8 protein-coding genes are annotated in these 12,342 nt (G+C 50.7%); 3 read left to right on the top strand and 5 right to left on the bottom strand.

Annotation, left to right across the window (positions count from 1 at the left end; all coding sequences use genetic code 11):
- Positions 1-16 precede the first annotated feature (16 nt).
- A complete protein-coding gene (locus ACYQ1O_RS01680) occupies positions 17-730 on the top strand; it encodes a glycoside hydrolase family protein (RefSeq protein ID WP_459989828.1) in 714 nt (237 codons plus the stop codon).
- 65 nt (positions 731-795) lie between these two features.
- On the opposite strand, the gene ACYQ1O_RS01675 is transcribed toward ACYQ1O_RS01680, so the two are convergent.
- Entirely contained in the window at positions 796-1,506 is a 711-nt protein-coding gene (locus tag ACYQ1O_RS01675; protein ID WP_459989826.1) for a hypothetical protein, read from the bottom strand.
- 136 nt (positions 1,507-1,642) lie between these two features.
- Positions 1,643-3,259 carry an alkaline phosphatase gene (locus ACYQ1O_RS01670; protein ID WP_459989824.1) on the bottom strand — a complete coding sequence of 539 codons (1,617 nt, stop codon included), beginning with the start codon at positions 3,257-3,259 and terminating at the stop codon, positions 1,643-1,645.
- A 276-nt stretch (positions 3,260-3,535) separates the two neighbouring features.
- Between ACYQ1O_RS01670 and ACYQ1O_RS01665 the strand changes: the two genes are divergently transcribed.
- Both ACYQ1O_RS01665 and ACYQ1O_RS01660 read left to right on the top strand, forming a co-directional pair.
- Positions 3,536-5,326 carry an ABC transporter ATP-binding protein gene (locus ACYQ1O_RS01665; RefSeq protein WP_459989821.1) on the top strand — a complete coding sequence of 597 codons (1,791 nt, stop codon included), beginning with the start codon at positions 3,536-3,538 and terminating at the stop codon, positions 5,324-5,326.
- Entirely contained in the window at positions 5,326-6,174 is an 849-nt protein-coding gene (locus ACYQ1O_RS01660; RefSeq protein WP_459989819.1) for a PHP domain-containing protein, read from the top strand. Before ACYQ1O_RS01665 ends, ACYQ1O_RS01660 begins: the two co-directional genes overlap by 1 nt.
- Before the next feature lie 19 nt (positions 6,175-6,193).
- Here ACYQ1O_RS01660 and ACYQ1O_RS01655 read toward each other — a convergent pair whose 3' ends face one another.
- The 3 genes from ACYQ1O_RS01655 to ACYQ1O_RS01645 all read right to left on the bottom strand — a co-directional run bounded on the left by ACYQ1O_RS01655 (position 6,194) and on the right by ACYQ1O_RS01645 (position 12,337).
- Positions 6,194-10,165, bottom strand: coding sequence for a translocation/assembly module TamB domain-containing protein (locus ACYQ1O_RS01655; protein WP_459989817.1), 3,972 nt, complete (start codon positions 10,163-10,165; stop codon positions 6,194-6,196).
- A complete protein-coding gene (locus tag ACYQ1O_RS01650) occupies positions 10,162-11,895 on the bottom strand; it encodes an autotransporter assembly complex protein TamA (RefSeq protein ID WP_459989816.1) in 1,734 nt (577 codons plus the stop codon). The genes ACYQ1O_RS01655 and ACYQ1O_RS01650 overlap by 4 nt, the downstream gene beginning before the upstream one ends.
- A gap of 214 nt (positions 11,896-12,109) precedes the next feature.
- Positions 12,110-12,337, bottom strand: a complete 228-nt coding sequence (locus ACYQ1O_RS01645; RefSeq protein ID WP_459989814.1) for a DUF7230 family protein — start codon at positions 12,335-12,337, stop codon at positions 12,110-12,112.
- Positions 12,338-12,342: the final 5 nt, after the last annotated feature.

The following is a 12,342-nucleotide window of genomic DNA, read 5'->3' as shown; positions in this document are numbered from 1 at the left end:
TTGAGAGGAGTTTTGTATGTCCAGAGCCATCAATGAAGAAGGTTTGAAGTTGGTTAAGCATTTCGAAGGTTTATATTTGGATGCCTACCGTTGTCCTGCGGGTGTTTGGACAATTGGTTACGGGCATACCAAAGGTGTCAGGGCAGGGGCAAAAATTACCGAGCCGGAAGCTGATGCCCTGTTGGCGGCAGATTTGGCGGAAGCGGGTGCGCAGGTTATGCAACAAGTTAAGGTGAAATTAAACGACAACCAATTTGCCGTGTTAGCCAGTTTTGTCTTTAACGCCGGTATCGGTAGCTTGTTGGCGAGTACCTTATTAAAACGCCTAAATATTGGTGAATATCAATGTGTGCCTACCGAGCTGGCAAAATGGGTAAAGGCGACCAACCCAAAAACAGGGGCAAAGGTGGCTTTGCCAGGCTTGGTGCTAAGGCGGGCGGCAGAAGGTGCTTTATGGCTAAAAACCGAAACGGATGATCCATTTTTAACCAGCAAGGATATGCCGCAAGCGATCCATGCCGATGAACCCCGTGCGGTTTATCTGGTTGCTGCCCGCGAAGGGCTGAGGATGCGATCAGGAGCGGGTACGCAGTTTGATGTGATACGCGTGTTGGCAAAAGATACCCATGTCTTTGTCATCAAAGAAAAAAGCGGTTGGGTGGCGGTTGATTTGCAAGGTGACAATGCCATTGACGGCTGGGTTTCCATGGATTTTTTGAAGCCCATGTAAATTCGGCTTTGCCTTTCAGGCTGTCAAAACCTGAAAGGCTGCAGGGATGCATTGTCGGTTGAGGCTTAATGTTGGTGTCCGCCCATCAATTTTTCAATACGTTGCACCATCGGGTCCGATTCCATATCGCCGATGTCGGTGAATTCAATATGGCGGAAATTGTTCAGTTCGGCTTGGCTGATGGGTTTGGCGGCAAGACTGGCTGCGCTGCCACAATTCGTTAAGTTCAGCCGTGTCAAGCCTTCGGGAAAGTGCTTGTCAATCCGCGCCGCCAATTGTAAGTGCGGCAGCCAATCCACTTCCGTTTGTACGCCATTGAGTTTACCGGCGTAATGTTCAACCACGGTGCCGTTCAGATTTTCTTGGTTGACGGGCAGCAATTCCCTGCCTAGGTTTTTGGCGTCAATAATGGATGACAATTGTTGCCACGACACCTCTGATCCCAGTGCGGCGAGGTCGCCTGATACAAATTCCAGCGCCAGTTTTTCTGGGTAGAACAGCCGGGTATGGAACAATTTTCCGGCTTGGTCACGCTCCCAAACTTCACCTTGGTGAGTGAGTTCATCGAAGGTTTCCGTTCGTGAAGCGGTCCGCCAAAAATACCAATGGCTGGTTTGTTGGTTTTTTCCGTCATCTAACGTTTTTTGGTATTGGCAAGCCAATGGGGTGTTGGGGGCGAAAGCAGCCAGGTTTTCCGGCAAGCTGAGCTTTTTTTCTGCTGTGCCAGCACAGGCTGTCAATAAGCTGATAAGGGCGGCGGTTATTAAGATTTTCATTAACACGGTTCCAATAGTTGAATAATAGCCATTTGCCAGAAAAAACGGGGGTGCTTGTTAGCACCCCCGTTGTGGCATCCAGCCTAGTTATTCCATTTTTAAAGCGGAATGTCCAAATGCATAAAGCCTTGTGGCCTTATTTTTTGGTCATTTTTCTGTTCATTACATGGAAAATCACGTTTTGTTCCAACGTGCCTTTGAACAATCTTGAGCCAGGGCCGGTGGCATAGATGGCAACGTCTTCACCCGCGTGGGTTTCACCACTAGCCAAAGGTACCATGGCTTCTTGATGGAAATCCGCATCGGTGGTGTCAACAGCGCTCATATTGGCGAAACGGCCAATTTGCACGGCGGTGCTGTAAACGTCATCGCCTTTCACGCCAGTGTGGTAGCCCAAGCCGTTGGCATAAGACAACGTGGTGTATGGGTTGTTGTCAGACGCTTTTGCATAAGTGCCTACACCGGGTTCGATCACTTTGCCCAAGATATTGTTACCGCGTTGTGGATAACCGGCAATGGTGAAGACATGGCTATGGTCAGCAGAGACAATAATCAGTGTTTCATCCAGTTTGCCTGCAGCAGCCAAGGTATCAACCGCTTTTTTGACGGCATCAGACAAGGCAATGGCATCTGTCAGGGCGCGGTAAGCGTTACCGGCATGGTGTCCGTGGTCAATACGTCCGGCTTCTACTTGCAAGTAAAAACCTTTTGAATTGTTTTTCAGGATGTTGATGGATTTTTCTGTCATTTCAGCCAAGCTAGGCTCGCCTGCCGTATCGGTTAAGCGATCTGCTTCGTATTCCATGTGCGAACGTTCAAACAATCCCAGCAAATGCGTGCTTGTGTTGGGGTCGATGGCGTCAAAATCCGCTTTGTTCCAAATGAAATGGCTGCCTGCGCCGTATTTTGTTGTCCATTCAGCCGTCAAATCGCGACCGTCTTTACGTCTACCTAATTTGGTGGTGTCTTCAGGGTCAAGCAAGGTGTTGGGTCTGAAATATTCACGACCGCCACCTAAAGCCACTTCAATGCCGTCGCCAACATTGAATTCGATCAATTGGCGGGCGATGTCAGGTGTGGCGCAACCGGTGGGTTGGTTGGAATCTGCTTCCCAGTTACGCTCAGGTGTGTGGGCATAGTTGGCGGCAGGTGTGGCGTGGGTGATACGCGCGGTTGACACGATACCGGTTGATTTGCCTGCTTGTTCGGCAATTTCCAAAATGGTGGTCAATTTGTGGTTGGCGATGTCTTGGTTGCAGCTGGCGAAATCGGTGCTGCCCGTTGGGCGGACCAAGTTTTGGTCAACAGATAAGAAGCCGTCGTTGGATTTAACGCCAGTGACCATTGCAGTCATCGTAGGGGCTGAGTCAGATGTTTGTTGGTTGACGCTGTAAGTTTTTGACAAAGCCAAGTTGGGGAACAGCTCAAAGCTCAAAGAGTTTTCTTCGCCGCTGCTAGGTGTTGTACTGCTGTTGCTGCCGATGATGTTCGGTTGTTGGCCTGCCAAGATACGGGCAGCCGTTACCGTAGAAACACCCATGCCGTCACCGATGAATAATATGACGTTTTTGGCTTGCGCGATATTGTCTTTTCTTGCGGCAATAGCAGTGACTGTGTTGTTGCCGTTTGTATACCAAGTGTTACGGTCAGATGCTGGGGCTGAAAATGAATCAGGGCTTGCCGCTTGTGCGACCAAGGTTGTGCCGGCTGACAAAGCCGCAGCAACCGCCATCGCAGTTAAATTTAGTTTCATTAAGTCTCTCCGGTTTAATAATAGTTTTTCATTGCTAAGCAACTTTTGCCAAACAAGGCCAATGGACACGCAGGCATCCAGCCGACAATAGTGGCTTTTATAAAAGTCATTAGAATGAAGGCTGTGTTAATTTTTTGTTAATGTCGGTACTTGATCCATCAGCCCATGAGGGGTGTTTCTTGTTGTTGTGTTGTTAGCCTGAGCTTTCAGTTGGCGGTGGTTTTAAGGTCTGGTGCTACAATTCGGGGCTTAATCCATTTCCTGTCAATTAGCGCTGTGCACCCTGAGCAATCCTTCCCATTTTATAGTTGGAAAACCCTTAAAAAACTTGCCTTTAAGCATAAAAAACGGCTGGTCTACTCGCATGTCATCGCCATTTTGGCGACGCTTGCCAGCGTACCCGTGCCGTTATTGATGCCATTGTTGGTCGATGAGGTGCTGCTTAACCAGCCGGGCCGGGTGATTGCCGCCATCAATACTGCAACGCCAAGCGATTGGCATGTGCCGATCACTTACATTGCTGCCGTTTTGCTGGCGAGTTTGTTGCTGCGGATTGTCGCCATTATCTTCAACACCATCCAGTCGCGGCATTTTTGTGCCATTTCTAAAGACGTCATTTTCAATCTCCGCAAAGATTTGATTGGGCATTTACAGACCATTTCCATGTCCGAATACGAAAGCTTGGGTACCGGCACGGTTGTCACGCACTTGGTGACGGATTTGGATACGCTGGACAATTTTATTGGCAACACCATCAGCAAATTACTGGTGGCGGTGCTGACCATCATTGGTACAGCGGTGATCTTGCTGTGGATGCACTGGCAGTTGGGCTTGTTTATTTTGTTGCTTAATCCGCTGGTGATTTACTTTACCCGCGTGGTCGGCGGACGTGTGAAGGATTTAAAAGCCAAGGAAAACACAGCTTACGAAGTGTTCCAGCAAGCGTTAACGGAAACCTTGGAAGCGATCCATCAAATCCGTGCCAGCAACCGCGAGCGTTACTATTGCCGGCAGCTGGTCGATTCTGCCGAAGCGGTTAAAGATTCTGCCGTGGCTTTTGCCTGGCAAAGCGACGCTGCCAGCCGCTTAAGCTTTCTGGTTTTTTTGTTCGGTTTTGACGTGTTCCGTGCTTGTGCCATGCTGATGGTGTTCTATTCCGATTTGAGCATTGGGCAAATGTTGGCGGTGTTTGGTTACCTGTGGTTTATGATGGCACCCGTACAAGAGATTTTGAATATCCAATACGCCTATTATTCTGCCAAAGCGGCGTTGACACGCATCAACCAACTGAAAGCCCTCAAACAAGAACCGCATTTCCCGCATTTGCAAAACCCGTTTACCGACAAAAAAACCGTCGCCGTGCGGGTGGAAAATCTGCACTTTAGTTATAGCGAAGAAAAAATCCTCAATGGCATTCACCTGCACATTCGCGCAGGTGAAAAAGTGGCGTTGGTAGGGGCCAGCGGTGGCGGCAAATCAACTTTGGTGCAAATATTGATTGGCTTGTACCCGATTAGCCAAGGACGCATTTATTTTGATAATGCGCCCATCGAAGAAATTGGCCTGGATATTGTTAGGGAAAACGTCGTCACGGTATTGCAACATCCCGTCTTGTTTAACGACACCTTGCGCGCCAACCTGACCTTGGGCAAACCTGCCAGCGAACAAAAAATGTGGCAGGCGTTGGCGATTGCGCAATTGGACGATGTGGTCAAAGACTTGCCGACTGGCTTGGACACCGTCGTCGGGCGGCATGGCATGCGGCTTTCTGGAGGCCAGCGCCAACGTTTGGCGATTGCCCGTATGATTGTTGCCGATCCGAAAGTGGTTATCTTGGACGAAGCCACCTCGGCGCTTGATAGCGAAACCGAATACAAACTGCATGCGGCTTTGGCTGAGTTTTTAAAAGGCCGCACGACGATTATCATTGCCCATCGCCTGAGCGCGGTGCGCCAAGCCGACCATGTTTATGTGTTTGAAGAAGGCCAAATTTGCGAACAAGGCCCGCACGAAACACTGATAAACCAAAACGGCCTGTATGCCAAACTTTATGGAGAATATCAATAATGAATACCGAGGTTTACGATCTCCATTGCCATTCCACGGCATCGGATGGTGCATTATCACCCACCGAATTGGTGCAGCGGGCGCAAAGCCGGGGCGTAACGGCTTTGGCGTTGACCGACCACGACACCACCCAAGGCTTGGCAGAAGCGCAGCAAACGGCGCAAACCTTAGGTATGCGTTTTATTCATGGCATTGAATTGTCTACCAATTGGCAAAACAAATGCTTGCACATCGTGGGTTTGGGGATTGACCCCACTTATCCGCCTCTGGCTGAAGCCACTCAAAACCTACAAAATATCCGCCTGTTGCGGGCGGAAAAAATGGCGGAAAAGCTCGCCAAGAAAGGCATTGACGGCGCACTGGAAGCCGTCAAAAAAGCAGCGGGCGAAGGCATGATTACCCGCACCCATTTTGCCGATTTTTTGGTCTCGCAATTTCACGTCGATAGCCAGCAAGATGCCTTTGACCGTTATTTGGCAAAAGGCAAACTGGCTTATGTCGCCACGCCTTGGGCGGAGCTGGAACAAGCGGTCGGTTGGATCACCCAATCGGGCGGTATTGCTGTGCTGGCACACCCGTTACGGTATGGGCTGACCGCCAGTTGGATGCGCCGTTTGCTGGAAGCTTTCAAACTCATGGGCGGGCAGGCGATTGAAGTCGTCACAGGGCGGCACAACCCCGATGAAATCAACCAGCTCGCCAATTACGCCAAGCGTTTCGATATGGCGGGTTCAGTCGGTTCAGATTTCCATAGCCCCGAAAACCAATGGGTGGAGTTGGGTCGGCTTGCCGCACTGCCAAGTGATGTCAGGCCTGTCTGGCAATTATTGGAAAAATCTGGTGGATAATGCCGCACGGTCTTGAGGACTAATTGCGGTCAAATTCGTAATTCAATTTAATGCGTTGCGATGTGCCGGTTTGGGTTTCCACGTTTAAGGACCGACCCAGATTGTGTTTTAACACCAATACCGCCTGTTTGTTAAACAAGCCCACTTTAGCGCCGACATAAAAGTCCGGCGTCAAATATTGCCCCACCGCCAGTAACGAATCTTGAAGCGTTTGGCCTTCCTCGACGGCAAATTCATCGACTCCCAATTTCGTGGTCAACCACGCCATTTGGCCTGCGCCATAAGAAAGCGCTGCACCGGCAAGCGCATTGCTGTTGGATTGGCTGACTTGCCCTAATGGCCCACCGGTGACGAGATACGCCAGCGCGTCGGTTTCCGGCAAAGCGGGTTCGGAATAGACTTTGGTTTTTGGGTGTTGCAAAGGTCCGGACAAGGCCAATACCGCAGTTACGGTTTTGCTTTTCGATAAGCGGATCGCTTCAACATCAACCCACGGGTTATCAACCGGGCCATTAAACAAAAACTGGCCTTTGCGCACGGTCAGGCTTTGACCAAACCGTTTGTAAGCGGCTTTTTTCAAGTCGATATTACCGTTCATAGCCAGTTTGCCGGTTTTATTGGTTACTGCTAAGCGACCTTGCAACTGCGTGGTAAAGCCTTGGCCTGAAAAACGGACATCATTTCCAAGTTCGACCACAATATCCGCATCAACACTGGATGGTGTTGCCACACTTTCAGGTTTGGGCTGCGCACCTAAAATGACTTCGTCGGCACTGACTTTTACCGCATTTTCGGGGATTTCCTGCAGGGTCAGCAGCGCTTTAGGCACCTGCAGCGTACCTTTTATGGACGTTTGTTTGCCGATGGCTTTGATCGTCAGGGCGGGCGATACGGCAATTTGTGCTTCCGGTATTTTGGCGATTTCAAAGTTTTCGCCCGTCAGCAGCAAATCGACCAAGCCTTCGGGTTGGGTTAGAAAGTCGGCGAAACCTTCTAGCTTGAGTTTGCCTGCACCGGATTGGGCGCTGCCTTGGATTTGCAAATGTTGGGGTTGGTCGATGGCGTTATAGCCGCTGAGACGGATGTCATGAACCGACAAACCCGCCGAATTGACGGTAAACGCGCCATTTTTTAGGTTAAACGCCCCTTTTATTTGAGGTGTTTGGCGATTGCCTTCGATGCCGATGTCCGCTGTCAACAAACCTTTGACATCACTTATCTGTGGGGCAAAAAACTCGATGATTTGGAATTGGCTCAGCGAAGCCGATAATTGTCCGCTGAGTGGGGCGTTTTCGCTTAAGTCCGCTTGCAGGTTGCCACGACAAAAATCTTGGCCTTGCAGGGCGACATCCCATTGCGTGGCTAAGGTTTGCCCGCTGATGTCGCCGGATGCGGTTAATGCACCTAAGGTAACGCTTTTACCTTCGGTTTCCAATGTTGTCTGGCCTGGGTTGGACAATTGGTAGCTGCCCTGCAAACGGCCTGATTTTTGTTGTTGCAACTGGATGTTGAGGTTGATGAGGCTGTTGATCTGTATAGGCTCGGCGGCTTCGGGCCGGAAACGCGTGGGTGAGGCCGAACCTTGCAGGTGCAGCTGATCGCCTTGTCCTTCTGCCCGCAGATTGATCTGCCCGACGCTGACTTGGGGGGTGGCGAAACGGGCGTTGGCGATGTCGATATGCCCATTCACCAGCGGTTTTTTGAGGTTGCCGTTAATTGAAAGCTGCGTTTGGACGCCACCTTTCAGTTCTGTGAGCGTTGGGATTAAGGCTTGGTAAAGACTCAGATCACTCATGCTGGCGAACAGGGTTCCTGAGATGGCTTGCGATGGCAGGGCCATTTTTAAATCCGCTTGCAAACTGTCTTTATCAACCAGCGCAAAGTTGAGTACGGCGGCGAGCTTATCGCCATTCAAACTGCCTTCTAGTGAGGATGCGCCTAAGGGCAGGTCTTTTTTGCCAATTGTCAGCGTTGACGGTGTTGTGGCAAAACGGTAATGGCCTGCCATTTTGCCTTTTTGCTGTTGTAAAGTGGCTTCGCCATTGAGCGTGGCGTTGCTGTGCAGATCGGCGGGCAAGCGGTTGTCCAATAAGCTGAGCGGTAATTCGGTACTGGTCAAGGCCAGTTTAAAATCTTGGTTTGACCAGTAGTCGCCCGCCATACACACGGCGGCGGCTTGTTGCACCAGGCAGCTTTTGCCAACACTCACGTCGAAGCTTTGATCTTTTACGCTGGCCTTCAATAGCCAAGGATTGCCAAGTCGCCATTGACCGGCTTGTTGGCTCTCCAAATCGAGTTGCGACAAACGGCCTTGCCAGATGTTGTTGCTGAATGCGCCGGATAATTCGGCGTTTAAGGTGCCGAGGTTGGAAAGCAGCTGCGCGTCAAGTTGGTGTTGGTTGACCGAGCCCTGGGCGTTCAGCGACAGTTTTTCTATTTGCAGCGTGCCGCTTTGGGCGTGGCGGGCTTGTAGTTTTAGCTGTGAGCTTTTCTGAGGATCGGCTTGGATATTCATCGTCAAATCCAGCTGTTCCAAACGGTGTTGGGCAAATGCCAAGGCTTTGCCTTGCGCGGAAAAGCTGAGCTGGGGCTGCGACCGGCTGCCTTGTAAATGTCCTCCGCCCAATAGGCTGCCTTTTAAACCGGGCCAGACGCCGGCTAGGTTTGGGCATTGCATATCGACGACTAAATCGGTTTGGGTTGGATTGATATGCCCGTCCACGGCAAGCTGGTTGACGCCCGAATGGATGCGTAGCGCATCAACTTGCCATTGTTCGCCTTGTACGGACAGCTTGCCGCTGGCTTTGACGGGATAGCCGCGCAGTTGCCCGCTAAAGTGTTTGATTTCCGCCACGCCTTCTGTGCTGGCGCCTAGTTTGCCTTGCAGATGGGTGTTGAAGGTTAAATTGCCGTTCAGTTCCGGATTGACAATGGCGGGATTAAAATTTTGCCCGTCGGTGCTTAAGTCGAAAGCCAATTGCGGCTGCCAAGCCACCTTGCCCGCTACTTGGAACGCGCCCGTTGTTGAAGTCAGCGCTAATTGTTTTAGCGTAAAGCCTTCAAGATTGCCATTGCCCGTCAATTGCAAACGCGCTTCCGGCAGATATTGCTGGATTAATCGGCTGTTGACGGTGATCTGGTAATCGCTCAGCAAGCCGTTAAATTCAAAAGAACCTTGCTGGCTTTGCACCTGCGCTTGTCCGCCAACAAAAGGCCACGCTAGGTTTTGCCAATGGCCTGTGGCGATAATGCGGGGTGCGCTGATGGCATCGCTTACCTCGGCTTCCATATCAAAAGTAAACGGTGTGTTCAGCAAGCTTTTCAGCTTCAGCTTGCGCAAATCGCCGGTTACTTCCAGTCGGCCTTGCCAATGGCTGTCTTGGCTTAAGTTAACTTGCCAGTCAGTGTGCAGCTGTAAGGGATAGCCGTTGCCCAAGCCGAGTTGCCCTTGCAAAGTTGCGCTGGCTTGCGGCGATTGCACGCTGAATGTGTTTATTTTCAAAACGCCATTGGCAGTGGTTGCCGATATTTCCAGCTTATCAACAAGCAAGCTTTGTGGTGTCTGGGTGATGTTGAGCCGCCGCACGGCAAGATGGTCCAGCGATACATCCAGCGGCAAATAAACCGTTTTGGAAATATCAAACGGAGATTTTGGTGTGCTGTCTTCACTGGCGTTAAGGCTCAAGCTCAGGTCGTCGAGCGTGACATCGGTGATATGCAAATGCCCGAAAAGCAAATCTTGGGCTTGCCAAGCCAGCGTAAAAGTGCCGACAGAAACACGCTCTGTTGCGCTTTGGTAGGTCAGCCCCGTGACTTGGAAGCGTTCAAGCAAACGCCCTTCGAAGCCTGTCATCGAAACCGGGATGGGCAATACCGACAACGCCGAGCGCACCAGCCAGCGGCTGCCATTTTCGCTGGCGCATAACACCAAGAATACGACGGTGAGCAACAGCAATACAGGCAAAGCCCAGAGTCCGCGTCGCCATTTCATAATCGTGTACCGGCAGCAAAATGGATTTGGAAAGAGGAGTCGGACTCGTTCAGCGGCAAGGCAAAGTCAATCCGCACCGGGCCAATCGGCGAATACCAGCGTACGCCCAAGCCAGTTCCTGATTTAAAGCGAATATCATCCAGATTGTAGGCGTTGCCGGTGTCGATAAACGCGGCAATGCCCCAGTTATCGTAAACGGCTTGTTCATATTCGGCACTGAGGACGCTTAAAAATTGCCCGCCGATGACCGCCCCCGACGCATCTTTAGGTCCCAATTCTTTGTAGGTATAGCCACGTACACTGGTGATGCCGCCGGCATAAAAACGGTAGCTGGTCGGTAATTGATCGAACTGGTCGGTGAGGGTGGCGGCTTGTTCGAGGCGACCGATAAATTTGCCGCGATAAGGCAGTTTTCGGATCAACACGCCAGACGCGTGGCCTTGCAGGAAGCTGACATCGGAAATGGGATTTTCGTAACTGCCTTTAATTTCCAATTCCAGACGGTGGCCTTTGTTGGGTCGCAAAGGGTTGTTGCTGACTGATTGCAGCCAGTTGCTGCCCGGCACAAGCAAAAATACGCCGCCAGATTCGTTGCCGGTGTCGTAGTTTTCATAGCTGTAATCCAAAAACAATGTCCGCTTCCAACCACTGGCAAAAGCGCGTTTTAGCCGTGCTGATAACGTGGCGGTCAAGGATTGGTAAGTTTGCGTGTCTTCGCGCTTCAAGCCGCTGCCAAAGCTAAAAAAATCGTTGACGGGATCGGCTAACGGTATGGTGTATTCGCTATCGGCGGTTGATAGGACTGGCGACAAGTCGAGGTTGGCGGTAAAAAAATGCCCGTATCGGTTAATGCGCCGGTTGAGGTAGGTGGCGTTGATGAGCGGGCCAATGTCGGTGTCATAACCGACACCAAAGCCGTAATGATGGCGTTTTTTTTCTGATAAGCTCAGTTTTACCGGCACGCTGTCGTGGTCGATGTGGTCGAGGTCGGGGCGAATGTCAATAATGTCGAAATAACCGGCTTTTGAAAGCGCATTGTGGGTATCGGCAAGTGCCTCGCTGGAGTAAAAATCGCCGGGTTTGATGGCGAGGTAGCGGCTGGCAAACTCGGGGTCGAGGATGTGCTGCTCAATGCTGATTTCACCAAAGGTGAAGCGGTTGCCGCTGTCAAAAACCAACTGGATGTCTGCGCTATTGGCTTGGGTGTCGATAATTAGCTGGTGTTCGGTGAAGCTTGCGTGTAAATAGCCAAGCCCCTGCGCTAAGGACTCCATTTTGCCTTTCATGTTTTCGTATTCGCCGTGGTTGACGGGGCGGCCTTTTTTTAGCGCCAGTTTTTTCAGCTGCCGGATAAATTGTTTGTCGTTTTTTGCTGTGCCGTTAATGGTAATGTTGACGTTTTTTAACAAGGCGCGCGCGCCCTGGTTGATAACAAAATCCGCCTGCCAGCACTTTTTGCCAAAGCTTAGTTGCTTGTTGGTCAATTCTGCTTGGTAAAAACCCACGGCGTGCAGGGCTTGCGCCATTTCTGCTTCGGCTTGGTCAAATTGGCGTTGGATTTTCCATTGTGGCGCGTCGCAGCTTTCTTTTGCTAAAGCCAAACTCTGCAACACGTTTTCTTTTGCAGTATCGTTGAAGCCACGAAGATTAACATCGGCAAATACGGCAATAGTATTGAACGGCAATACCACAACAAGCAATCTTAACGATGATCGAATAAGCCTTATCATAAGTATCCGTTGGGTCAGGCAAGATATTAATCTGCGAACCGGCGGGTGCTTCCCTTATCGAGGAAAACGGCGATGGTCAGTCCTAAGCCGGATAGGGCAACGGACAGATTACGATCAAGCCAATGCAAGGGAAGAAACATTGCCGTTGGCTGGTGTATGAAATGTTTTGTGAAGCTTGGCAATGGTGCTTAACACGAAATGCCCCGCACCAGCTTTAGCAAGTTTTTGCTTTATAAGGTGTGTTTATGCTGCAAGCCGCTTCTGCCAACATTCTCGTCATGAAAGTGCTGGCAGAAGCCTCCTGCTTCCGGTGTTTGGCGGTGCGGCGATACTGGGTTTTATCGCTGAATACCTGCGCTTTGTTAAATTGGTGGGCAAACTTCGCAACCGGATTTTGCAATGCAATCTCGGTGGCTTGGCGTTGATTTTTACGTTTTTTCATGGATT

Source organism: Methylosoma difficile (assembly GCF_054657615.1).
This window is presented reverse-complemented; position numbering and strand designations above follow the sequence as displayed.

Coding starts and splice junctions, on each gene's coding strand:
- ACYQ1O_RS01670 (WP_459989824.1), bottom strand. CDS start 3,259: ATGAAACTAAATTTAACTGCGATGGCGGTTGCTGCGGCTTTGTCAGCC.
- ACYQ1O_RS01655 (WP_459989817.1), bottom strand. CDS start 10,165: ATGAAATGGCGACGCGGACTCTGGGCTTTGCCTGTATTGCTGTTGCTC.
- ACYQ1O_RS01675 (WP_459989826.1), bottom strand. CDS start 1,506: ATGAAAATCTTAATAACCGCCGCCCTTATCAGCTTATTGACAGCCTGT.
- ACYQ1O_RS01645 (WP_459989814.1), bottom strand. CDS start 12,337: ATGAAAAAACGTAAAAATCAACGCCAAGCCACCGAGATTGCATTGCAA.
- ACYQ1O_RS01680 (WP_459989828.1), top strand. CDS start 17: ATGTCCAGAGCCATCAATGAAGAAGGTTTGAAGTTGGTTAAGCATTTC.
- ACYQ1O_RS01650 (WP_459989816.1), bottom strand. CDS start 11,895: ATGATAAGGCTTATTCGATCATCGTTAAGATTGCTTGTTGTGGTATTG.
- ACYQ1O_RS01660 (WP_459989819.1), top strand. CDS start 5,326: ATGAATACCGAGGTTTACGATCTCCATTGCCATTCCACGGCATCGGAT.